Origin of the sequence: Veillonella parvula (assembly GCF_036456085.1) — a bacterium.
GTDB lineage: Bacteria > Bacillota > Negativicutes > Veillonellales > Veillonellaceae > Veillonella > Veillonella parvula_E.
Map to the genome: position 1 here is coordinate 332,455 of NZ_CP138632.1, position 23,631 is coordinate 356,085.

At 38.8% G+C, this 23,631-nt stretch carries 26 protein-coding genes; 25 read left to right on the top strand and 1 reads right to left on the bottom strand.

Annotated features, from left to right (window positions below; all coding sequences use genetic code 11):
• The first annotated feature begins 9 nt into the window (after positions 1 to 9).
• The 15 genes from rsmH to PK1910_RS01685 all read left to right on the top strand — a co-directional run bounded on the left by rsmH (position 10) and on the right by PK1910_RS01685 (position 15,467).
• Positions 10 to 942 carry a 16S rRNA (cytosine(1402)-N(4))-methyltransferase RsmH gene (gene rsmH / locus PK1910_RS01615; RefSeq protein WP_287511093.1) on the top strand — a complete coding sequence of 311 codons (933 nt, stop codon included), beginning with the start codon at positions 10 to 12 and terminating at the stop codon, positions 940 to 942.
• Positions 943 to 963: 21 nt separating this feature from the next.
• Complete coding sequence (gene ftsL, locus PK1910_RS01620) at positions 964 to 1,368, top strand: cell division protein FtsL (RefSeq protein WP_004697156.1); 405 nt, start codon at positions 964 to 966, stop codon at positions 1,366 to 1,368.
• A gap of 55 nt (positions 1,369 to 1,423) precedes the next feature.
• A complete protein-coding gene (locus PK1910_RS01625) occupies positions 1,424 to 2,908 on the top strand; it encodes a UDP-N-acetylmuramoyl-L-alanyl-D-glutamate--2,6-diaminopimelate ligase (RefSeq protein WP_287511095.1) in 1,485 nt (494 codons plus the stop codon).
• A gap of 1 nt (position 2,909) precedes the next feature.
• Complete coding sequence (locus PK1910_RS01630) at positions 2,910 to 4,268, top strand: UDP-N-acetylmuramoyl-tripeptide--D-alanyl-D-alanine ligase (protein ID WP_287511096.1); 1,359 nt, start codon at positions 2,910 to 2,912, stop codon at positions 4,266 to 4,268.
• 56 nt (positions 4,269 to 4,324) lie between these two features.
• Positions 4,325 to 5,311 (top strand): phospho-N-acetylmuramoyl-pentapeptide-transferase, encoded by a 987-nt coding sequence (mraY, locus tag PK1910_RS01635; RefSeq protein ID WP_004697364.1) that lies wholly within the window; start codon positions 4,325 to 4,327, stop codon positions 5,309 to 5,311.
• An 83-nt stretch (positions 5,312 to 5,394) separates the two neighbouring features.
• Entirely contained in the window at positions 5,395 to 6,765 is a 1,371-nt protein-coding gene (murD, locus tag PK1910_RS01640; RefSeq protein WP_004697412.1) for a UDP-N-acetylmuramoyl-L-alanine--D-glutamate ligase, read from the top strand.
• Positions 6,765 to 7,874 carry an undecaprenyldiphospho-muramoylpentapeptide beta-N-acetylglucosaminyltransferase gene (murG, locus tag PK1910_RS01645; protein ID WP_004696212.1) on the top strand — a complete coding sequence of 370 codons (1,110 nt, stop codon included), beginning with the start codon at positions 6,765 to 6,767 and terminating at the stop codon, positions 7,872 to 7,874. Before murD ends, murG begins: the two co-directional genes overlap by 1 nt.
• 14 nt (positions 7,875 to 7,888) lie before the next feature.
• A complete protein-coding gene (gene murC / locus PK1910_RS01650) occupies positions 7,889 to 9,271 on the top strand; it encodes a UDP-N-acetylmuramate--L-alanine ligase (RefSeq protein ID WP_331299255.1) in 1,383 nt (460 codons plus the stop codon).
• On the top strand, positions 9,268 to 10,200 hold the full coding sequence (locus PK1910_RS01655) for a D-alanine--D-alanine ligase family protein (protein ID WP_024065458.1): 933 nt from the start codon (positions 9,268 to 9,270) through the stop codon (positions 10,198 to 10,200). The genes murC and PK1910_RS01655 overlap by 4 nt, the downstream gene beginning before the upstream one ends.
• 27 nt (positions 10,201 to 10,227) lie before the next feature.
• Positions 10,228 to 11,085, top strand: coding sequence for a cell division protein FtsQ/DivIB (locus PK1910_RS01660; RefSeq protein WP_331299256.1), 858 nt, complete (start codon positions 10,228 to 10,230; stop codon positions 11,083 to 11,085).
• A gap of 23 nt (positions 11,086 to 11,108) precedes the next feature.
• The gene (locus PK1910_RS01665; RefSeq protein ID WP_024065456.1) at positions 11,109 to 11,804 is read left to right on the top strand and encodes a DUF881 domain-containing protein; all 696 of its coding nucleotides are present in this window, start codon (positions 11,109 to 11,111) and stop codon (positions 11,802 to 11,804) included.
• The gene (locus tag PK1910_RS01670) at positions 11,801 to 12,145 is read left to right on the top strand and encodes a small basic family protein (RefSeq protein WP_005386246.1); all 345 of its coding nucleotides are present in this window, start codon (positions 11,801 to 11,803) and stop codon (positions 12,143 to 12,145) included. The genes PK1910_RS01665 and PK1910_RS01670 overlap by 4 nt, the downstream gene beginning before the upstream one ends.
• 138 nt (positions 12,146 to 12,283) lie before the next feature.
• A complete protein-coding gene (ftsZ, locus tag PK1910_RS01675; RefSeq protein ID WP_129823114.1) occupies positions 12,284 to 13,327 on the top strand; it encodes a cell division protein FtsZ in 1,044 nt (347 codons plus the stop codon).
• An 81-nt stretch (positions 13,328 to 13,408) separates the two neighbouring features.
• Complete coding sequence (locus PK1910_RS01680; RefSeq protein ID WP_024064722.1) at positions 13,409 to 13,978, top strand: outer membrane beta-barrel protein; 570 nt, start codon at positions 13,409 to 13,411, stop codon at positions 13,976 to 13,978.
• Between the two features lie 241 nt (positions 13,979 to 14,219).
• Positions 14,220 to 15,467, top strand: a complete 1,248-nt coding sequence (locus tag PK1910_RS01685) for an aminotransferase class I/II-fold pyridoxal phosphate-dependent enzyme (RefSeq protein WP_213467922.1) — start codon at positions 14,220 to 14,222, stop codon at positions 15,465 to 15,467.
• A gap of 53 nt (positions 15,468 to 15,520) precedes the next feature.
• Here PK1910_RS01685 and PK1910_RS01690 read toward each other — a convergent pair whose 3' ends face one another.
• On the bottom strand, positions 15,521 to 15,790 hold the full coding sequence (locus PK1910_RS01690; RefSeq protein WP_105098329.1) for a DUF896 domain-containing protein: 270 nt from the start codon (positions 15,788 to 15,790) through the stop codon (positions 15,521 to 15,523).
• A 123-nt stretch (positions 15,791 to 15,913) separates the two neighbouring features.
• Between PK1910_RS01690 and nth the strand changes: the two genes are divergently transcribed.
• The 10 genes from nth (at position 15,914) to rpiB (ending at position 23,598) form a co-directional block, all read left to right on the top strand.
• Positions 15,914 to 16,549: an endonuclease III gene (gene nth / locus PK1910_RS01695; protein ID WP_155086722.1), complete on the top strand. Its 636-nt coding sequence runs from the start codon at positions 15,914 to 15,916 to the stop codon at positions 16,547 to 16,549.
• Position 16,550: 1 nt separating this feature from the next.
• Positions 16,551 to 17,990 carry a hypothetical protein gene (locus PK1910_RS01700; RefSeq protein ID WP_331299260.1) on the top strand — a complete coding sequence of 480 codons (1,440 nt, stop codon included), beginning with the start codon at positions 16,551 to 16,553 and terminating at the stop codon, positions 17,988 to 17,990.
• Positions 17,991 to 18,100: 110 nt separating this feature from the next.
• Positions 18,101 to 18,370 (top strand): YdbC family protein, encoded by a 270-nt coding sequence (locus PK1910_RS01705; RefSeq protein ID WP_005386267.1) that lies wholly within the window; start codon positions 18,101 to 18,103, stop codon positions 18,368 to 18,370.
• Positions 18,371 to 18,449: 79 nt separating this feature from the next.
• The gene (gene rpmE, locus PK1910_RS01710) at positions 18,450 to 18,647 is read left to right on the top strand and encodes a 50S ribosomal protein L31 (RefSeq protein WP_331299261.1); all 198 of its coding nucleotides are present in this window, start codon (positions 18,450 to 18,452) and stop codon (positions 18,645 to 18,647) included.
• Between the two features lie 57 nt (positions 18,648 to 18,704).
• A complete protein-coding gene (locus PK1910_RS01715; RefSeq protein WP_213467919.1) occupies positions 18,705 to 19,610 on the top strand; it encodes a DUF1385 domain-containing protein in 906 nt (301 codons plus the stop codon).
• A gap of 2 nt (positions 19,611 to 19,612) precedes the next feature.
• Entirely contained in the window at positions 19,613 to 20,695 is a 1,083-nt protein-coding gene (gene prfA / locus PK1910_RS01720) for a peptide chain release factor 1 (RefSeq protein ID WP_331299262.1), read from the top strand.
• Complete coding sequence (prmC, locus tag PK1910_RS01725; RefSeq protein ID WP_287511100.1) at positions 20,688 to 21,557, top strand: peptide chain release factor N(5)-glutamine methyltransferase; 870 nt, start codon at positions 20,688 to 20,690, stop codon at positions 21,555 to 21,557. The genes prfA and prmC overlap by 8 nt, the downstream gene beginning before the upstream one ends.
• Position 21,558: 1 nt before the next feature.
• Positions 21,559 to 22,590: an L-threonylcarbamoyladenylate synthase gene (locus PK1910_RS01730; protein ID WP_287511101.1), complete on the top strand. Its 1,032-nt coding sequence runs from the start codon at positions 21,559 to 21,561 to the stop codon at positions 22,588 to 22,590.
• 112 nt (positions 22,591 to 22,702) lie between these two features.
• Positions 22,703 to 23,149, top strand: a complete 447-nt coding sequence (locus PK1910_RS01735; RefSeq protein WP_287511103.1) for a low molecular weight protein arginine phosphatase — start codon at positions 22,703 to 22,705, stop codon at positions 23,147 to 23,149.
• Between the two features lie 11 nt (positions 23,150 to 23,160).
• Positions 23,161 to 23,598 (top strand): ribose 5-phosphate isomerase B, encoded by a 438-nt coding sequence (rpiB, locus tag PK1910_RS01740; RefSeq protein WP_004696955.1) that lies wholly within the window; start codon positions 23,161 to 23,163, stop codon positions 23,596 to 23,598.
• Positions 23,599 to 23,631: the final 33 nt, after the last annotated feature.

Here is a 23,631-nt window from a genome sequence, read left to right on the forward strand (position 1 = left end):
GAGGCTATGATGGAATTTAATCATACTAGCGTACTCTTACGTGAAACGGTGGACTCCGTCGTAACTAATCCAAAAGGCATTTATGTGGACTGTACCCTTGGTGGGGCAGGACATGCTCATGCAGTGGGCGAGATGCTAGAGCCAGAAGGCATGATTATAGGTTTAGATCAGGATGAAGATGCTTTGAGTGTAGCTCGACAGCGTTTATCTGATTTGAAATGTCAGGTGTTAACAATACCTACAAACTTTTCTAACTTAAAAGAAGCCCTCCAAAATGCGGGCATTTATGAAGTCGATGGTTTTATATTTGATCTTGGTGTATCCAGCTATCAACTAGATACTCCTGAACGAGGTTTTTCATATATGAATGATGGACCTCTTGATATGCGAATGGATAAAGATGCACCTCTCACGGCAGAGGAAATTGTCAATGAATATGACAGTGAACAATTACTACAAATTATCCGCGATTATGGGGAAGAACGATGGGCTAAAAGAATTGTCGAGTTTATTGTTGAAGCACGTCAAGAAAAAAGAATTACTACTACTGGCGAGTTAGTTAGAATTATTAAGAATGCAATACCTGCAAAAGCGCGACAAGATGGACCTCATCCGGCAAAACGGACGTTTCAGGCCATACGTATTGAAGTAAATAGAGAGTTAGCAATTTTGCATGATAGTTTTGTAGATGCTGTATCGATGTTAAAACCAAAGGGAAAGATTGGAGTTATTACATTCCACTCCTTGGAAGATCGAATTACAAAGCAAACTTTTAAAGAGTTAAGTACTGCATGTATATGTCCTCCACAATTGCCTGTGTGTGTTTGTAATCACAAGGCAGTTGTAAAGGCAAAGAATAAGGCTATAGAGCCAAGTATAGGGGAGATTGAAGTTAATCCGAGAGCTAGAAGCGCTAAATTGCGCGTAGCAGTAAAGTTGTAGATTTGGAAGGGGTTAAGTGTTATGTTAGCGAGAAAGGCTGTTGTGGGCCAAGTAAAAGGTGATATGTTGGTCATTGCACAAGGGAGAAGACGTAGTGCAAACGTAGCTTTAGATTTAAGCCCTATGATGTGGCAAGTTGTATATGGTATTGCTGCATTAGTTGCATGCTTACTTATCATGATGGTTATGAATGCATACAGTACAAAGTTGGGCTATGAGGTAGTTAAAACACAGCAAGCTGTAGTACAATTAACAAAAGATAACGATGCATTGGACGTTGAAGTGGCTTCCTTGAAGTCTCCTGTACGTATCCAACAAATCGCAGAAGAACAACTAGGAATGGTTTTGCCTGATTCTTTTGTTTATAGCACAAAAAGCGCTGTTACTGAACGTAATGTACAAGAGAAACAGCAAATTATAGACTAGCAGGCGAAGCAGCTCGTATTGGGCTGCTTTCCTTTGCGTGTAAAGGAGATTGTATATGAAACACTTACAAGATATAGTAAAAACCTTACATGCACCGCATGTAGAAGGTAATACAGCTGTTGAAATTTTAGATGTTACCGCTGATTCTCGTGCTGTAAAAGCAGGTAGTTTATTTATTGCTTTAGATGGTGCTACTGTCGATGGACATGATTATGTTAATAAAGCTGTTGAGGCTGGGGCAGTAGCTGTATTAGTATCTAAACCTGTTGAGATAAGTAGTGACGTTTGTGTTATCACTGTTGAAGATACACGTGCGGCTATGATGGCCTGTGTGCCATACTTTTTTGATTATCCAGCCAATTCCATGCGCATGATTGGTGTCACTGGTACTAATGGTAAAACGACTACAACTCATATGATTCGTCATATTTTGAAAGCTCAAGGTCATAAGGTCGGTGTGATTGGTACTGTTCATATCATGATTGGTGATACATCATATCCGATTCATAATACGACTCCTGACGTAGTAGATTTACAACATATTTTGCATCAAATGGTAGAAGAGGGTGTTACACATTGTGTAATGGAAGTATCTTCTCATGCGTTGGCTTTAGGACGCGTATCTGGTGTTGAGTATGATACGGCTGTATTCACAAATCTTACACAAGATCATTTAGACTTTCACAAAACATTTGAAAATTACTTGGCAGCTAAATGTAAACTATTTGAACAGGTTAGCAAACCAAACCAAGTAAAATCTGGTAAGGGTGCTGTCATTAACATCGATGATGCCTATGGACATCGGGTTGTTGAAAAAACTACAGCCCCTATCATTACCTATAGTATTGATGGTAGCGGCACATTGAATGCTCATGACGTTGATATGACGCCAAAGTCTAGCCGTTACACGGTATCTTATGATGGTCATGACTATACAGTTGCAATGAATACGACTGGCTTGTTTAATGTGTATAATACATTAGCAGCTATTGGTGCCTGCCTATTAGAAGGTATTTCCATGGAAGACATCGATAAAGCGTTGAAAACATTTAGTGCTGTACCTGGTCGTTTTGAATTGATTGAAGAAGGTCAACCATTTGCTGTTGTTGTAGACTATGCACATACACCAGATGGGTTAGAAAATATTTTACAAACAGCAAAGGCTATTCAAGCAAATCGTATTATTGTAGTCTTTGGTTGTGGCGGTGACCGAGATGCAACCAAACGTCCTATTATGGGACGCATTGCGGCACAATACGGTGATGTTGTGTATGTTACATCTGATAATCCGCGTACAGAGGATCCTGTACAAATTGTTAAAGATGTGGAAGTCGGCGTTAAAGACGGCCTTCGAGAAGGAACTCACTATGAAGTTATCGTTGATCGTCGAGAAGCGATTCAACATGCAATACAACATGCAAAATCTGGGGATATTGTACTCATTGCAGGTAAGGGGCATGAGGATTACCAAATCTTAAAGGATAAAACGATCCATTTTGATGATCGTGAAGAGGCGCGAGCAGCCCTCAAGGAGATCTAATATGGCAGAATTTACATTGTCTCAAGTACTGGAGGCCACAAAGGGGACGAGTGCACATACCGATAATATTAAGTTTTTAGATGTGTCTACTGATACAAGAACTATTGAATCAGGCTTTTTATTTGTAGCCTTAAAAGGTGATACCTTTGATGGCCATGATTTTATCAATGCGGCTATCGAAAAAGGTGCTACAGGGGCTATCGTTGAAAAAGGACGTTCTGTAGAAGGTATTGCTTGCATCGAGGTAGACAATACTTTGGTAGCATATCAAAACTTAGCACGATATCATCGTCGCCGCTTTGATATTCCTGTAGTTGCTATTACTGGTTCCTCTGGTAAGACTACGACAAAGGAAATGGTGGCAGCCGTACTTGGCACAGAATTTAATGTATTAAAAACTGAGAAAAATTTTAATAATGAAATTGGCTTACCAAAAACACTATTGCGCTTAACTGCTGAGCATGAAGCCTGTGTTGTTGAAATGGGTATGCGTGGGCTCGGACAAATCGAAGAACTGGCCTTGATTGCAGAACCAACGATGGGGATTATTACTAATGTTGGTACTAGTCACATCGAGCTTTTAGGTTCTCGAGAAGCCATTGCCGAAGCGAAAGGTGAATTGATTCGTTGCTTGCCTGAAAACAGCGTGGCTATCCTTAATGAAGATGATCCATATGTAAAAGCTATGGATCGTTTAGCTAAGGGTAAAACAATTACCTATGGTATTGAACGGAATGCTACTTGTATTGGTAGCCATTTGCGCTATAAAAAAGACGGTATTAAGTTCACTTGTAAGTGTTATGATGAAGTTTTTGATATCTTCTTGCCTATGATTGGTGAACACAATGTATATGATGCATTAACGGCTATTGTTGCAGGCCGAGTGCTAGGCATTAAATCTAACACAATTCGCAAAGGTTTGAGTGAGTTTAGTGGAACTCCAATGCGTCAAGAAATCGTTCCATTTGAAGATATTGTTATCTTAAATGATGCTTATAATGCAAACCCTTCATCCATGGCAGAAGCTATTAAAGCACTTGGCCAATTAGAAGGTAAGCGTAAAATTGCGATGCTAGGCGATATGCTCGAGCTCGGCGACTTCTCTGAAGAAGCACATCGTGAAATCGGCCATTTGCTTGCTGAAGAGGGTTATAGTGTTGTATTCACCTTTGGTGATGCTGCTGCCTTCATTGCAAAGGAAGCAAAAAAAGCGGGTTTAACTACATTCCGTTGTAACAGCCATTTAGAAATGGCCAACGCATATAGTGATATTCGTGAAAAAGGGGATGTTATCCTTGTGAAAGGTTCCCGTGGTTTACGAATGGAGCGCGTTGTTGAAGAATTAAAGGATCGAGAATAATAGGTAACGGCTAGTTATATCTAGCCGTCCTATTTATTAATAAGTAGAGGATTCATATGATAAATCACATTCTATTAGCCTTCGTAGCGACTTTCATCATTACGGTAGTGCTAGGTAAAATTGCTATTCCTATGTTGCGTTCTTTGCACGCACAACAAAGTATTCGTGAAGAAGGCCCTGAAAGTCATCAAGCAAAAGCCGGTACGCCAACAATGGGTGGTGCTTTCATGATGGTGGCCCTTGTTATTGGCGTGGCATTGTTTGCACCATGGAATGTGGGCACAGGAATGTTATTATTTTTAACACTGGGTCATTGTTTATTAGGTTTTTTTGATGATTTTGTAAAAGCTGTAAAAAAACGCAATCTTGGATTAACAGCGAAGCAAAAATTACTTGGACAATTTATATTGGCTGCTGTATTCTGTTATTGCATTACTGAGATTATGGTTGTTCCTACCACATTATGGATTCCTGTTGTAGATACACAATTACAATTGGGATGGGGTTATTATGTATTGGCATTTTTGATTATTGTAGGAGCTACAAATGCAGTAAATTTAACCGATGGTCTTGATGGTCTTGCTGGTGGTACATCAGCAGTGGCGGCGATAGCATTCTCTGTTATTGGTCTGATGGCTGCATCGATGACAAATTCTATTGGTGCTGAAAGTGTTGCGTACTTCGGCGCTATAATAGCAGCTGTATGTCTTGGCTTTTTGGTATATAATGTGAACCCTGCAAAAGTATTCATGGGGGATACGGGCTCTTTGGCATTAGGTGGTGCCTTTGCAGCAATGGCTATTTTAACTAAAACAGAATTGCTACTTGTGGTGATTGGTGGCATTTTTGTTATGGAAGCATTATCTGTTATTATTCAAGTTATTTCTTTCAAAACACGTGGTGTGCGTGTTTTTAAGATGAGTCCTATTCATCACCATTTTGAACTTTCCGGATGGGCAGAACAAACAGTTGTTAATCGCTTCTGGTTTGGTGGAGCTGTTTTAGCCATTATTGGTGTACTTTTAGCGACTATAACTTTATAAGATAATACTTAACGGAAGTTGTAAATAATGGTATGCTTATTAGATAGGATACATTAATTTTATAAATAGTTTAGGTGATATAGATGGAATATGGAGATAAACATATACTTGTTCTTGGAGCTGGAGCCAGCGGTATAGGTGCATCCTGGGTATTAGCCCAAGTGGGTGCGCATGTTGTGTTAAATGATTATAAGCCTATGACACTGCCTACGGCTGAGGAGAAACGACTCGTTGCGGCAGGGGTAAATATTATTACAGGACGTCAAGATGAATCCTTGCTAGATGGCGTGGATCGTATCGTTATTTCTCCAGGTATTTCTTTAGACATTCCGATTGTAAAAGCAGCACATGCCCGTGGTATTGACGTGGTCAGTGAAGTAGAATTAGCTTATGAAGTATCTAAATCACCTATCGTAGCTGTTACTGGTACAAATGGTAAGACTACGACAACAACCTTATTAACTAAAGTACTAGAAGGCTCTGGAAAACCAGTTCACGTCGGTGGAAATATTGGGGATTCCCTTAGTGAAGTGGCGTATTCTATGCCTGCAGGCGGTTTTTTGGTAGCTGAATTATCTAGTTATCAATTAGAGACAATCAAGTATTTTAGGCCTATTGGGGCTATTATGCTCAATATTACTCCAGATCACTTAGCTCGTCATAAGACGATGGAAAACTATATTGCTGCGAAGGAACGCATCTTTGAAAATCAATTAAGTACAGATTATTTAGTGTTGAATATAGATGATCCCGTTGTAGCTGATATGGAACATCGTTCGCCTAGTCATATTCTAAAAATTAGTCAAAAAAAAGCCGTAGAGAATGGCGCTTATTATGCTGATGGGCAATGTTATATTGCTAAAGATGGGGTAGCAAAATTTGTTATTGGAAATGAAGATATTCATATTCCAGGCAGTCATAATATTGAAAACATATTGACCGTTATTGCTTTATCTCATGCATTGGGCGTACCTGTAGAAACAATTCATCGTATTATTAGTGAGTTCCATGGCGTTGAACATCGTTTAGAACGCGTTAAGACGATTGATGGTATTACATTTTATAATGATTCTAAAGCGACTAATGTAGATTCTGTGGTTAAAGCATTAGAATCCTTTGATCAACAAGTTATTCTATTAGCTGGTGGTCATGATAAAATGACGCCTTTAGAAGACTTCATGGAGTTAGTTAAGGAGAAGACTAAAGCTGTTATTTTCATGGGGGAAGCAGCAGATCGTTTTGAGACGGCTGCAAAAGAGGCTGGTGTGAAGCCGATTTATCGTGCTTTATCCATGAAAGAAGCCGTAGAACAAGGCTATAAATTGGCAGAGACTGGCGATATTGTGCTATTATCTCCGGCTTGCTCAAGCTTTGATTGGTACAGCTGTTTTGAAGAGCGTGGAGATGACTTTAAACGTTGTGTTCATATGTTGCAAGAGGGAGGACACCATTAATGAAACGTGTTATTATTTCAGGTGGTGGCACTGGTGGACATATATATCCAGCAATAACTATATATAAGGAAATTATGAAACAAAATCCTGATGCAAAGGTGTTATATGTTGGTACCAAGCAAGGTCTCGAGGCTACATTAGTTCCTAAAGAGGGGATAGAGTTTACTACGATTCCTGTGCAAGGCTTGCAGCGTCAATTATCGTTAGGTACATTAGTTACATTAGGTAAAACTGCTTTAGGCATTGTAAAAGCTAATGCCATAGTTTGTAAGTTTAAACCTGATGTGGTTATTGGTACTGGTGGTTATGTATGTGGGCCTGTTCTCTTGGCTGCAGCATTACATAATATTCCTACTATAATTCAAGAACAGAATGTCATAGCAGGTATTACTAATAAAATTCTGAGCCGTTTTGTTGATGTGGTAGCCCTAGGCTATAAGGATGCGGAAGCATCGTTTTCTAAAGCAAAGCGCGTAGTCTATACAGGGAATCCTGTTCGTCCAGATGTGCTAGTTGATTCGAGAACAGAGGGACGTAACTATTTCAACTTAAGTGATGATACTTTTACAGTACTCATAGCTGGAGGTTCTCGAGGGGCGAGAACTATTAACAATGCTATGATAGATGTACATAAACACTTCCAAGGTGTGAAAGGTATTAAATTAATCCATATTACGGGAAACGGAGAATATGAATCTGTTTTATCCCAATTGGGTATTACCGATGGGGATGGTTTAGGTAGTTCATCTTTGATTTTGCCGTATTTACATGATATGCCAAAAGCACTAGCAGCAGCCGATTTAGCAGTATTTAGATCTGGTGCTATAGGTCTAGCAGAATTAGCAGTTCGCGGTATTCCATCCGTATTGATACCGTATCCATACGCAGCGGAAGATCATCAAACCTATAATGCACGTATCTTTGTACAAGAAGGGGCGGCTCATATGATTGTAGATAAAATGTTGAGTGCTCACGATTTAATAGGGGAAATCGAGATGTTTATGGCCAACCGTGATTTGTTGGCACAAATGGGAGACCGAGCATTGCAATTGGGGAAACCGAATGCGGCTCATGATATTGCAAAATTAGCTTTATCTATTGCAAAGTAACAAGGAGAGGTTTTATGTTAGACGGTATTCACAAAATTCACCTTATCGGTATTGGTGGATCTGGTATGCGTGCGATAGCGAATATTTTGATTCAAAAAGGTTATGATGTATCTGGTTCAGATATTGCTGAATCTGCAGTGATTTCTAAGTTTAGAGATATGGGTGCCACGGTGCATATCGGTCATAATAAAGAATATGTAAATGGTGTTGATGCCATAGTTCGTTCTACAGCGATTCGTGAAGACAATCCTGAAATTGTTGCCGCTAAAGAGCAAGGGATTACCATTTTACATCGTTCTGATATTGTAAAGGCTGTATTAGATGTAACAGATGGTATCGCAGTAGCTGGTGCGCATGGTAAAACATCTACAACTTCAATGATTGGACAAATTTTAGTGGAGGCTAATGCGGACCCTACGGTAATTATCGGTGGCGAAGTAGATTATCTCAAAGGTAGCAGTTGTCTTGGGAAAGGACATTTTTCCGTTGTGGAAGCGGATGAGAGCGATGGTTCATTTTTAAAATTGCGTCCACATACTATCGTTATAACTAATATTGAAGATGATCATATGGATCATTATAAGACTATGGATAACTTGTTAAACGCTTTCTGTGAGTTTGTCGAAACGTTACCAGAATCTGGCAAAGCGATCGTATGTGGAGATAATGAGAATATTCGTTATGTTATGAGCCGTGTAAATCGTAATTTCATTACATATGGCTTAAGTGATAATAATGATTATGTAGCTAAAAATATTCACTATGTAGACTCTACTTTGGTATATGATGTATACCATAATGGTGTGAATGTTGAGCGCATTCGCTTACGAGTTCCTGGTGAACATAATGTATTGAATTCGTTGGCTGCCTTTGTTGTTGCTCATGATTGCTGCGGTGTAGAAACGCGCATTATTACTAAAGGTTTAGGTAAGTTTATCGGTGCAAAACGTCGTTTCGAAACAAAAGGTCACGTAGCAGGTGTGTGGGTTGTTGATGACTATGCTCATCATCCTACAGAAATTAAAGCAACATTGAAAGCAGCAAAAGAGTTGGAAAAACATCGTGTTATCTGTGTATTCCAGCCACATCGCTTTACTCGCACAAGCTTGTTAAAGGATGAATTTGCTACTGCTTTCACAAGCGCTGATGAAGTATATATGACAGATATTTATAGCTCTGGTGAAGATCCAATCCCTGGTATTGATGGCAATACGATTCCAAATGCTATTAAAGCGGCTACAGGTCAAGATGTACATTATGTACAGTCTGTTGACGATTTGCCTGAGGTATTATCAAAAGTAGTAAGACCTAATGACTTGGTTATCACCATGGGTGCAGGTTCTATTAATCAATATGGGCCAAAATTATTAGCTATATTGGAGGAAGGCTTACAATGAAAGATAAAAAAATAATCGTATTAATGGGTGGTCCTTCCAAAGAGGCTGAGGTATCTCGTCGTACTGGCGCTGCTATTGCAGAAGCACTTGAAAGCAAAGGTTATAATGCCCAAACTTTAGAACTCAATCCGCGCACTGTATTAAAAGATATTGAAGACTTAGGTGGCGAGGTTGTATTTAATGCAATTCATGGTCGTTACGGCGAAGATGGTGCGTTGCAAGGCCTATTAGAAATGGCTGAAATTCCATACACTGGGTCAGGTATTATGGCTCATGCAGTAGGTATGAATAAAAAAGTAAGTAAAGATGTATTTAAAGGTGCCAATATTCCGACTGCGGCATCCGAGTCCTTTAATGGTAATCTTGAATCTGCAGAAGCTATTATTGAACATATTCGTAAGGATTTTACAATTCCAGTAGTTGTGAAGTCTGCTACGCAAGGTTCTAGCATTGGGGTTACTATTGTTCGCGATGAAGCACAGTTAGAAGAGGCTGTAACGGAAGCTCTAAAATATGACCCTATTCTTGTGGTAGAACAATTTCTTGATGGTCGTGAATTTACAGTATCTGTTTTAGATGGTAAAGCATTGTCTGTTATTGAAATTCGTCCACATTCTGGTGAATATGATTACAAGAGTAAGTACACTGTAGGTGCTACTGAGTATTTAGTACCAGCGCCTATTAGTGCAGAAATGACTGCTGAAATGCAACGCATTGGGGAACTTGTGTATCGTGAAGTACAAGGCAGTGGGGTAATTCGTGTTGATGTTATGACAGACCATGCAGATAATATGTATGTTCTTGAATACAATACTGTGCCTGGTATGACAGCAACATCTTTAGTACCAAAAGCAGCAAAAGAAATGGGAATTGACTTCCCAACATTATGTGAAAAAATTCTATTAACAGCTAGTATAGGGAAATTTTAAGGGCTAATAGAAGATAAGGAGTTAACTATGGATGATAAGCAAAACCATCCATCCAACTCTGGGGAGATGCAGCCTTCTACACCTGTTCGTGATGAACGGGCTGTATTTAGAAAACGAGTGTTAAAAATCGGTGGTGCAGTTACTCTCGTGTTGGTGGGGTTGTTTACACTACCTATTCCTTTTGGATCCTTAAAAGTTACTGGATCGGATAAGGTAACTGTACAAGATGTAATGGTAGCTGGTGATATTCATGAACCTGTTAATATATTGCAGATTAGTACAGAAAAATTAAAAACTAGATTATCGAAAGATTTACGTGTCGAAGAGGCTCAAATTAGCTATCAGTTGCCACTGACAATGGTGGTAAATGTAGTAGAACGCAAGGCAGTTGCAGTTGTACCGGCCCAGTTTGGATACTTAACCCTTGATAGTAAGGGACAAGTGATCGCATCTGAGCCAGCTATACAAGACACATCTGTTCCTATGATTTCTGGTGTGAAAGCTGGAAATATACTATTAGGTGATACGGTAGTAGATAAACCGATATTGGCGGCTCTTGAATATTTGAACTCACTCGATGAGGAGACATTCAAGAATATTGCAGAGGTTAATATTGGAGATCCTGATTCGATAATGGCATATACTGTTTCAGGTGTACAGATTCGACTGGGAGATGGTAAAGACTTAGCAAAAAAAGCAGAGCTAACTCAGTCGATGTTACAAGATATTAAAAAGACACATGGTAATGTACAGTATATAGATGTTAATGTTTCATCGCCGTACATTAAAACCGATGTGATGCCGGAAGTTAAAAAGCATCAGAATGGAGCACCGACTACAGAAAATTCATCTACTAAGAAGGATGATAAAAAACAAGATAGATAAGGTCATGTTGAATATAAAGGTAGATGATTGTCGTGAGACACGAACGGTGGGCAATTGCCATAGTCAGCTGTATATTAGGGTTCATGGTTGTTACCCAATATAAGATGACTCAAGATAATATAGAAGAAAATATTCGCTTACAACGAACTGGCGATTTGGCGGTACAATTGAGAGAGGCCCAGAGTGAACGTGATGCTTTGTTAAAGCAAATTGAGTCACTAAAAAAATCTGGTGCCAATGGCGGTGGTAAAGCTGATGAACAGCTCATGATGAAAGCGGCTTTAACTAATGTTAAAGGGCCGGGCGTTAGTGTGTTGATTGAAGATAGCTTAAAGCCTGTACAAAGCGGGGAAAATCCCAATTTATATGTAATTCATGATGAAGATATTCTAAGAATTGTTAATGAATTACGGGCTGGTGGGGCTGAAGCGATAGCTATTAATGATCAACGCCTCATAGGAACGTCTGAAATACGATGTTCAGGCCCGACTATTACTGTAAATGGGAAGGTTTTTGGAGCTCCCTTTACGGTGAAAGCTATTGGAGATCCAAAGACATTAAATTCTGCGCTCACTATGCGCGGTGGTGTAGTAGATTCACTTAAACATTGGGGGATAAAGGTAACTATAAAGCAAGAAGAGGATGTAGCGATTCCTGCTTTCACAGGTACTTTTAGAGAAGAACATATGAAGCCTAATGAGTTAGGAGGTAAAGAATGAATATCTATATCTTTGCCATCATTGGCCTAATTATAGGGGCTATCTTAGGATGGATAGCACCACTTCATATCCCCGCTAGTTATTCGAATTATACTTCGGTAGCTGTTCTAGCAGCTTTAGATGCAGTATTTGGTGGCAGTCGAGCAGCATTGGAAAGAACCTTTGATCTCAGTAACTTTGTCATTGGGTTCTTTTCAAATATGGTATTAGCTGTTATTCTTGTATATGTTGGTGATTTAATAGGCATTAACCTATACTATGTGGCCCTTATTGGATTTGGGTTACGTGTATTTATTAATGTAGGCGCTATACGCAAAATAATTATGACTAAGCGGTTCTAATAAATCACATTCTATATAGTGGAAAGTTTTTAAATTTTAGTGTAAAATAAATGTAATTGTTATAAGATAGTCAGTATATAAATCGATACATTGGGACGTATATTGATACAATAGATAACGATAAGAGGAGGAAGTTCAATGTCTGATTTTGCAAATATTAAAGTTATCGGTGTTGGTGGCGGCGGTAATAACGCTGTTAATCGTATGGTTGATAACCAAATTAAAGGTGTTCAATTTTTAGCCGTTAATACAGAAAACCAAGTGCTTGAATTGTCTAAAGCGGATGTAACAATTCAAATCGGTGAAAAAGTTACTAAAGGCCTTGGTGCTGGTGCTAACCCACAAATCGGTGAAGAAGCAGCTCAAGAAAGCCGTGAAGAAATTACTAAAGCTCTTGAAGGTGCTGATATGGTATTCGTAACTGCTGGTATGGGCGGTGGTACTGGTACTGGTGCTGCTCCAATCGTAGCTGAATGTGCTAAAGAAGTTGGTGCATTAACAGTTGGCGTTGTAACTAAACCTTTCGCATTCGAAGGCAAACGTCGTCGTGCTGCGGCAGAAAAAGGCATTGAGTTCTTGACTCAAAAAGTTGATACAATTATCGTTATTCCTAATGACAAATTGTTACAAGTTGTAGATAAAAAATGTTCCGTATCTGATGCATTCAGCAAAGCTGATGAAGTTCTTCGTCAAGGTATCAAAGGTATTTCCGATTTGATCCAAATTCCTGGTTTAATCAATCTTGACTTTGCAGACGTTAAAACTATCATGACTAATCAAGGCGAAGCTTTGATGGGTATTGGTGAAGGTACAGGTGAAAACCGTGCTGCAGACGCTGCAAAAATGGCTATCAATAGCCCATTGTTGGAAACTTCCATTGATGGTGCAAAAGGCATCTTGCTTAATATTTCTGGTAGCTCCGAATTGGGTATTTTTGAAGTAAACGAAGCTGCTCAAATTATTTCTGATGCAGCAGACCCTGATGCAAATATCATCTTCGGTTCTGTTATCGATGAAAGCTTGGGCGATAAAGTTCAAGTTACTGTTGTAGCAACTGGTTTTGGCAATAACGCTAAAAGCGTACCAGAATTCGGTAAAACAACTACTACATCTCGTCCAGCATCCACTACAACAACAACTAACAGCGGTATCCCAGATATCCCTGTATTCATGAAACGCTAATTTATAGAGTGTATAATCAAAACATTCGTAAATAAGTAACTTAGTAAGACATATCTTGAGATATGTGTATAGGAGGTACAAATGAAGAAATTAGTATTATTAACTCTAGCAGCTACAGTTGTGGCAGGTAGTGCATTTGCAGCGGCACCTGTAACAAAAATTAGCGACGGTTCCACTAAAGTACAAGCTGATTATGCGTTTAAACAACATGTATCTAAAGGTGGCGGCAATAGCAACGACGGTTTCGGTGTTTCTTTGCAACACGATCTTTCCAATAAAACTGCTGTTCAATATTCTTATGATAAATTGAATGCAAAAAATGGGGACATTAAAGATCATCAATTAGCATTAGTTTATAAAGTGCATCCAAACGTAAACGTATATGGTGCTGGTACTGCAATTCGTACAAATGATACAGAATTAGGTTTCCAAGCTGGTGTTATTGGTCATGTGCCATTGACAGAAAAAGTAAACGGCTTTGCTAAAGCTGGTTGGGGTAACGATATTAAACAAACTTACCAAGTAGGTGCTCAATATGAAGTTCGCCCTGATGTAGACTTGAACGTATACTATGGCTATGATAAATATAGCGTAAACAGCAACGATAAAACTGCAAAAGGTTTACACGCTGGTGTAGGCTACTCCTTCTAAGGATATCAAAGACCACTCTAATGAGTGGTCTTTTTTTTATAAATACTAGCATATGATTTATAAAAATATTTTATATAGGATATTGTATATATCCTATATACCTTAGCTTTTTTATAATTCAGATTGTAATTAGTATTTTTTCTTATGTATACAATATATTTTTAAATACTCATTGTATAATTAAATAAGTTTAGGTATGATAAATATGTAATAATTCATTTTAGATAGGATGGTGCAAGTTATGACAAGTGTTGCTGCAAAGCATGCAAAAGGGAAAAAACTTAAAGATGTAATCTTTGTAACTGCTGGCCAAGCCCAAGCTGATGCTAAAGAAAATGGTCGCGAGAACGTTGTTAATGGTACATTAGGTGCGATTTATGATGAAGATGGTAAATTAGTATTCCTTAAAACCGTTAAGGACGAATATTTAAGTCTTCCAGATTCTGAACATATTGGTTATGCTCCGATTGCAGGTGTACCTGAGTTCCTTGCTGCTGCAGAGGCGGAATGCTTTGGACAATCTCGTCCAGAAGGTCATATCCGTAGTATTGCTACTACAGGTGGTACAGGCGGTATTCATCACTTAGTTCATAACTATACAGAACCTGGTGATGAGGTGTTGACTGCTGATTGGTACTGGGGTGCCTATCGTATACTTTGTAGCGATGTAGGTCGTACACTTGTTACCTATTCTTTATTTGATGAACATAATAACTTTAACCATGAAGCGTTCCAAAATCGTGTAAATGAATTAGCTGCGAAACAAACAAATGTTGTAATTTTGTTTAATACACCTGGTAATAACCCAACAGGTTACTCTATAGAGGACAAAGATTGGGAATCTATCCTTAACTTCTTGAAAGAACTCGTTGCTATAGGCCGTAATAATGTAATCATTGGCATTGATGTTGCATACCTTGATTATTCTGGTGAAAAAGAAGAGGTTCGTGCATTCTTTAGTAAATTCAGTCATTTGCCAAAAGAAATCCTTACATGTGTTTGCTATAGCTTGTCTAAAGGCTTCACTATGTATGGGCAACGTGTAGGTGCCTTGATTGGTATTTCTGATGATGAAGAAATTGCTGATGAATTCTTAGAAATCAACAAATCTACAAGCCGTGCTACATGGTCTAATATATGCCGGCCTGCAATGCGTACAATGGCAAATATTGTAGCTGATCCAGCTAAGTTTAAAGCTTATGAAGATGAACGTAATTGCTATTATCAATTGATTCGCGATCGTGCTGATATATTTAAACAAGAAGCAGCACGAGTTGGCCTTCCTATGTTGCCATATCGCGGTGGTTTCTTTATTACGATTCCTACAGATTCTGCTAATGCTATCTGTGAAGAGTTGAAAAAAGAACATATCTATGTTATCGCTTTAGCTAACGGTATTCGCATAGCTGCCTGTGGTATTCCTAAATTCCAAATGACAGGACTAGCTGAAAAAATTTATAATGCTATGAAACGACTCGGCAAATTATAATTTATGCTGTTGCTAATACTAAAAGCCACTTGATATATATCAAGTGGCTTTTTTTAGTGGATATCTTTATGTTCTTTAATGTCTTGGTCAGCTTTTTTAGCCAAGTTTTCGAGCGCTTGTTTAGGAGCTGTACGTTCACCTGTTTCAGGATCCACGAATTCAACACGGTCCAATGTATCTGTGATTTGGCCTCGAATGAAGCTTAAGTAAATTTCATAAAGTTCTTTTTTTTCTGCTAATTCCTCTGGTGTGAGTTGTTGCCCAGATTTTTTCTTTGCTGCTAGTTCATTTATACGTTTTAATGTATCGTTAATATTGCTCATATTGACCTCCTGTATTCTATATTAGAATAACATGATTTATTATAACATAGAACTAAATGAATACGTATGGTAAGATATAAGTTGTACGCGTCTGTACTTTCACAAGTGAGAAAGGAGAGTTATATGCGTGTAACAAAAGCAATAAAGGCAGAGCAATTGAAATTATTGCAAGAGCATTATTTTGATGCAAAACCTGCCCTTGAGTATACAAATGAATTTGAATTATTAGTGGCAGTCGTATTATCTGCACAATGTACGGATGAGAGAGTTAATATCGTTACTAAACGGTTATTTCCTGAACTAAATCATCCGGCTAAGATGTTAGCAATTGGGGTTACCAAATTAGAAACTCTGATTAAGGACTGTGGCCTTTATAAATCTAAAGCCAAAAACTTGATTGCCACTTGTCAGATTCTAGTAGAACAATACAATGGGGAAGTGCCACGGGAGTTTGATCAACTCGTTGAATTACCTGGTGTAGGTCGTAAGACTGCAAATGTGCTAGTATCTGTATTATTTGGTACGCCAGCGATTGCTGTAGATACTCATGTATTCCGTGTGTCTAACCGATTAAAACTGGGTATTGCTAAAACACCAGAAGAGATGGAATTAAAGTTGCAGAAGGCAATTCCTAAAGAGGATTGGTCGGCTGCTCATCACTGGTTGATTTATCATGGTCGTAAACTATGTAAGGCTCGTAAGCCATTATGTGAAGAATGTTTTTTAAATCACTTATGTCCTTCAGCTGGAAAGGTTTAATATGAAAGTAAATAACGAAGAATTTATTGCCCTTTGTGCTACTCATAGTATTGAAGGTATTGATATTGTAAATGAGTTAATGCGTTTTAAAGTGTTAGATCAATTGATTTCTAGTAATGCTAGCTCCCGTGAGTGGGGCGTTACGGCTGATGATTTGTATGCGTTAGCAGAAAAATCTACAGTAGAATCTTTTGGCCCTGTTCCATATGATTTGAATACATTCCAAGCTCTATATGGCCCTTCCTTTAGAGTCGAATTATTTGATTTTATTAGCGACACAGGTATTTTAGATGGTCTAGATGTTGGTACTATCTGGGAGACTCCTGTTCGTGAAAGTATCGAAGCCCATAGTAAAACGGGAGAACTCGTTCTTTATGCTTATGTAGAAGAATATGCAGGCATGATTGAAGAAATCCTTCAATCTTATGAAGATAAAAAAGTTGTGCTTTATACTGCATCTCCAGTATGCTATAGCATTTTGACACGTTTGTATCCGATGGCTCAAATTATTAATCAATGGCCTCATCGTAGCTATTTTGATCATATCTTTACAGGGACGGTTGGTATGTTCCAATCATCTGAAGATATTGTGGAAGAAGTGGCTAATGGTTTACATAATCTTGTTCCAGAAGGAACTGCACAATTATTCTTGCCTGCTACAATGGCACAAAACCAATTGGGCTTGAATAATATGGCATTGCAATTCTTTTTGAATCAAAAGCGTGTAGAAGCGATTCGTGAATGGACACCATTAGGGGCTTACGAAATTGTATATGGCAAATATGATGTTAAAAAAATGCGTGTTGGTCTACGTGAACGCGTAGGAGAAGAATGGAAAACGATTAACTATATTCCATTGCCTCATGGTGTGTTCGCTCAATTGCCAGTGTTTACCGTATTAAATTATGGCTTGTCTTTACGTTCTATTTTGCTACCAGGCGGTCAAACTGATGTAGCCTTAGGACAAGATGGTATTTACTGTATCGACAGCCGAGTTTCTGAATTAGGTTGTAATGCTCTTGTTGAAAATGGCGCTTATTTCCTTACATTTAAACGTCATGCAGATCATGTAGATGTAGATATTACTACAGAAGTACCAAAAGAGGATATTTATTGGATGTTCCCAGATGCTGAATTAGCCTATATGTGGTATGCATACTTCTGTAGCACTATTGGTCAAACATTGATTCAAGAAGTTTCCATGCTCGTTCAAACAGATGAGTCATTCGGTTATATGCTTAGCAGCGTACGCCGACGCGTATTAGATGTTAACGACGAAGCTCAACTAATCACATCTGTTCAAGCCGCTGATGAAGCGTATATCAAGGCTGTGACAGCAGCGACAGAAGATTGGAAATCTACAGTAGATGAATTAGGTGCTCAAGTTATGCCACCAACAACATCTATTGATATTGAAGATTATAGCGATTATAAAAACTAATTGTAAAAGTCCGATATTTAGTTTAAAATATATCGTATCCTAAAAAATATAAACTACTAAATATAGTAGGTATGAAACATACTACACGAATGTGTAAGAAAGGAGGATTCATGGCTGTTATTAATTTTGAAATCTTCAAAGTTATTGGTACTTTATCTGAAGATAAAGATGGTTGGAAAAAACAATTAACATGTACTAGCTGGGGCAAATATAATCCTAAGTTTGACCTTCGTGCTTGGGATAGTGAATATACAAGCATGAAAAAGGGTATTACCCTTTCTTTAGAGGAGCTCATCGCATTGCGTGACATCCTTAATGAAAGTGACTTAGAGACCATCCTAGCTGAGTCTATTGAAGAAAAGCAAGCATCCAAGGAATAGTATTGGCAACTTGCATTTGTGCATATGTCATGCTATAATCTATAAGAATAATATTGATTGTCGGAAAGAGGTGTATAGAATGAAACAAGGTATTCATCCAGACTATAAAGAAGCTACAATAACTTGCGGTTGTGGCAACACATTCAAAACTGGCTCTGTAAAAGAAGACCTTCGTGTAGACGTTTGCTCCAAATGCCATCCGTTCTTCACTGGTCAACAACGCGCAGCTCAAGCTCGTGGTCGTATTGAACAATTTAACAAACGTTACGGCAAATAATTTGTCATGTAATGTAGCATCTATTGGCAGGGCTATGGGCTCTGCCTCTATTTGTTTATGAGAGGAGCTCTTGTGAACACAGAACGTATTAAAAAGTTTGTCGGTGGACAAGCTGTGATCGAAGGTGTCATGATGAGGGGGCCTGGTGTTACAGCAACAGCTGTACGAGAACCATCAGGAACCATTGTAGTTCAAAAAGAGCCTACAAAATCTATTGCTGACACATATCCAATTTTGAAAAAACCATTTCTTCGGGGCTGTGTGGCCCTCTATGAATCTCTAGTCATTGGCATGAAGGCATTGTCCTTCTCCGCTAAAGCCGCTGGCGATGAAGAGGAAGAAATGTCTAATAGTGAAATTGCCATTACTATGGTTATTTCCACCATATTTGCGATAGCTGTATTTTTGGCATTGCCTACATTTATCGTAAAATTTATTCCTGGTGTACAGGATAATCATGTAGTATTAAATCTCATTGAAGGTGTCATTCGTTTAGTTCTTTTTCTACTCTACATTTGGGGTATTGGTCTTACGAAGGATATTCAACGAGTTTTCCAATATCATGGGGCAGAGCATAAAACAATTCATACCTATGAATTAGATTTGCCTCTTACAGTAGAAAACGTTCGTCAACAAAGTCGTTTACATGCTCGATGTGGTACAAACTTCTTACTCATCGTTATGGTGGTGAGTATCTTTGTATTTGCTTTTTTAGGTTGGCCTAATTTGTTAGAACGTATTCTGAGCCGCGTACTTCTCATGCCAGTAGTGGCAGGTATTGCGTACGAGGTTATTCGTCTTGCTGGTCGTAGTGAGCATTCCTTTGTGAAAGCTCTTATCAAACCAGGTCTTGCATTACAGTACATGACCACACGTGAACCAGAAGATGATCAAATTGAAGTCGCTATACGAGCTCTTGAAGAGGTTCGCCCTTCTGAGAGTGATGCATATGAAGAGGAATAAACATGTTAGTAGATAAATTACAAGTTATTGAAGATAAATTTATGGACCTGGAGCAGCGCATCAGTGACCCTGAAGTGATTGCACGCCAAGATGAATGGCGTAAATTAACACGTCAACATGCTCAATTATCTGAAACAGTTGAAACATTCCGTACTTATAAAAAAGTATTAGCTGGTATTGATGAAGCTATGGAAGTTATTGAAGATAAATCCATGGACGAAGAATTCCGAGAAATGGCACAAGAGGAATTGAAAGAGTTAAAACCTCAAAAAGAGGAATTGGAAGAAAAGTTGCAAGTTCTATTATTGCCTAAGGATCCTAATGATGATAAAAATATTATCATCGAAATTCGCGGGGGCGCTGGCGGTGATGAAGCTGCATTATTTGCAGGCGACTTGTTCCGAATGTACACAAAATATGCGGAAAGCCAAGGCTGGCGTTGTGAGATTATCGATGCTAATGAACCAGAGCTTGGTGGCTTTAAAGAGGTTATTTTCTCTGTGGATGGTGAAAATGTATACTCTAAGATGAAATTTGAATCTGGTGTACATCGTGTACAACGTGTACCGGCTACAGAAACACAAGGCCGTGTACATACATCTACAGTTACAGTAGCCGTATTGCCAGAGATGGAAGATGTTGATATTGAAGTTAATGAAAAAGATTTAAAAATTGATACATATCGTGCGAGTGGTGCCGGTGGTCAGCATATCAATAAAACTGAGTCTGCTGTTCGTATTACACACTTACCATCTGGTATCGTTGTAGCGTGTCAAGATCAACGATCTCAATTACAAAACCGTGAAAAAGCTATGCGTGTATTACGTGCTAAGTTACAGGATCAAGCTGAACAAGAGGCCATTTCTAGTATGGCTGCAGATCGTAAGAGTCAAGTCGGTACAGGTGATCGTAGTGAACGTATTCGCACCTATAACTATCCACAAGGACGCGTTACAGATCATCGTATTAACTTAACATTATATAAATTAGATGCTATTTTAAATGGCGATCTTGATGAAATTATTCAAGCCTTAAATGCTGCAGACCAAGCGGCAAAAATGCAGGAGGCCAATACAAATGCATAAGGAGATTTGGACAATCGGTCGTATTCTCCAGTGGACAGAGCAGTACTTTCAAAGCAAGGAGATGGATACACCTCGACTTGATGGGGAAGTACTGCTTTCTCACGTTTTAGGTAAAGATCGGATTTATCTATATACCCATTATGACCAACCGCTTATTCAAGACGAGCTCGATGCCTTTAGGCCTCTCGTTCAACAACGGGCTAAGGGGCATTGTGTAGCGGCTATCATTGGTGAAAAGGACTTTATGGGGTTGACCTTTAAGGTGAATGATAAGGTATTGATTCCACGACCTGATACGGAAACCTTGATTGAGCATGTACTAGGTACTTATCCAAAAGATAGTAATGTGCGTATTCTTGATGTATGCACAGGCCCTGGGACAATATTATTAAGTCTATTACATTATTTGCCAAATGCTAGTGGTGTTGGTTTAGATATCTCCACAGATGCTTTACTGGTGGCACGCGAAAATGGTGAGTCCTTTAATTTAGCTGACCGAGTACAATTTATGGAATCAGATATGTTCTCCACTTTATATGGAAAAGAGGAAAAATTTGATCTTATTGTTTCTAATCCTCCATACATTCGAACTGGTGATTTAAAGATGTTGTCTCCAGATGTATTAAATGAGCCTCATATTGCATTATTTGGTGGAGAGGATGGACTTCAATTTTATCGAATCTTAGCTAAAGAATGTAGAAATTATTTAAACGCTAATGGCCGTGTGGTGTTTGAAGTAGGCTTTGACCAAGCAGAAGAGGTAGGTGCTTTATTGCAAGAAACAGGTCAATATTCGAATATTCAATTTATAGCTGACCTCGGTGGTCATAACCGCGTAGTGACAGCTGTATATGAGGGCTAATATGGATACTAAAATCATTACAAATCCATCAGAACAAGATATAGATACTTTGGCCCGTGCTTTGCGCAATGGTGAATTGGTATCTATACCAACCGAAACTGTATACGGGTTAGGTGCTAATGGTCTAGATCCAGAGGCGATGGATAAAATCTATGCTGCCAAAGGACGGCCTTCTGATAATCCACTTATTTTGCATGTTCCTAATAGTGAAAGCATAAAACCTTTGGTAACAGAAATTTCTGCTACGGCGCAAGCCTTAATGGATACATTCTGGCCAGGACCATTAACGATTACATTGCCTAAATCTGATTTAGTGCCAGATCGTGCTACAGGTGGCTTACCTCGTGTGGCGTTGCGTTGCCCTGATCATAAGGTATGCCGCGCATTATTAGAATGTGCCGGTGTACCTGTAGCGGCTCCTAGTGCCAATATATCTGGACGTCCAAGTCCTACAACAGCACAAGATGTTTACCATGATATGAAGGGCCGTATTTCCTATATTTTAGATGCTGGTCCATGTACGATTGGTGTAGAGTCAACTGTAGTAGAAGTCCATGATGATAAGGTCATTATATTGAGACCTGGTGGAATTACAAAAGCTCAACTTGAAGGTGTTGTGTCTACAGTTGAGTATGATACTGCTCTAGTTAATGCTACCACTAAGCCAAAGGCTCCCGGGATGAAATATACGCATTATGCACCTGATGCACCTATGACAGTTGTTGTAGGTAATCCAGAGGACATAGCATCTATGTTTAAGGAGCTTTCAGAAGGCATAGAAGGTCCCATAGGGTGTTTGGTAAGTCATGAAACGTATAACTTGATTAAAGAGGATGGACGATTTATGTGCCATTGTTTTGGCCATCATGGAGATGCGTTAGCATTGGGGCACGACTTTTATAAAAGTCTATTACATTTTAATGAAAATCATGTTACGCTAATCCTAGCAGAAGGTGTTGATGATGATGGTTTCGGTGTTGCCATTATGAATCGAATGGAAAAAGCATCGAGTCATCATATCATTTATAAGTAAATTTACTAGCATAAAGATGTCCACTGATAATAGAAAAATGTCTTTACATATTGGATAGATTTGCTATAATGTATAAAGTAATCACAAAATGTGATTGAGTAAGGATGTTATTATGAACATTTTATTTGTATGTACCGGTAACACTTGCCGCAGCCCAATGGCTGAAGGTATTACACGGGCCCTTGCAGCGGAGAAACATAAGGATGTTATAACTGTATCAGCTGGTTTATTTGCCGCTTATGGAGCAAAACCAACTGAACAAGCCGTAGTAGCTGTCCGTTCCATTGCAGATATTTCCAACCATGAATCGAGACCCTTAACGATGGAACTCGTAAATGCAGCAGATCTTATTCTTGGTATGACGAAAGATCACAAATCTGTACTACTTCGCCAATTCCCCTTTGAGGAAGGTAAAATTAAAACAATTTCCGAGTGGGGTGGTCTAGATGGTGATGTTACGGACCCATATGGATCTGACCAAACCGTATATAATCAATGTGCGGAACAAATTTATCACTTAGTAGAGGCTGGTCTTACATCAGTGCCTCAGAAGGCGTAGGAGATGAAATTATGAAAGTTGCAATCGGTTGTGATCATGGCGGATTAAATCTTAAGGAATCTGTTAAAGAAGTATTGAGTGCATTGGGACATGAAGTAGAGGATTTTGGTTGTTATTCAGCTGAGTCTTGCGACTATCCTGATATTGCAGTACCTGTAGCAAATGCAGTTGTATCTGGTCAAGCTGATCGCGGTATTTTGATTTGTGGTACTGGTATCGGTATTGGTATTGCAGCAAATAAGATAGCGGGTATTCGCGCTGCTCTTTGTCATGATACATTTTCCGCTCACGCATGTCGTGAACATAATGATGCGAATATCCTTACTATGGGTGAACGCGTTATTGGACCAGGCCTTGCAAACGATATTGTAACCATTTTTATGGAAACAGAATTTGAAGGTGGACGTCACGCACGCCGTGTAGAGAAAATAAAAGCATTAGAGAAATAATACATCATTACTTTATAGATAGTTGTTCTATAT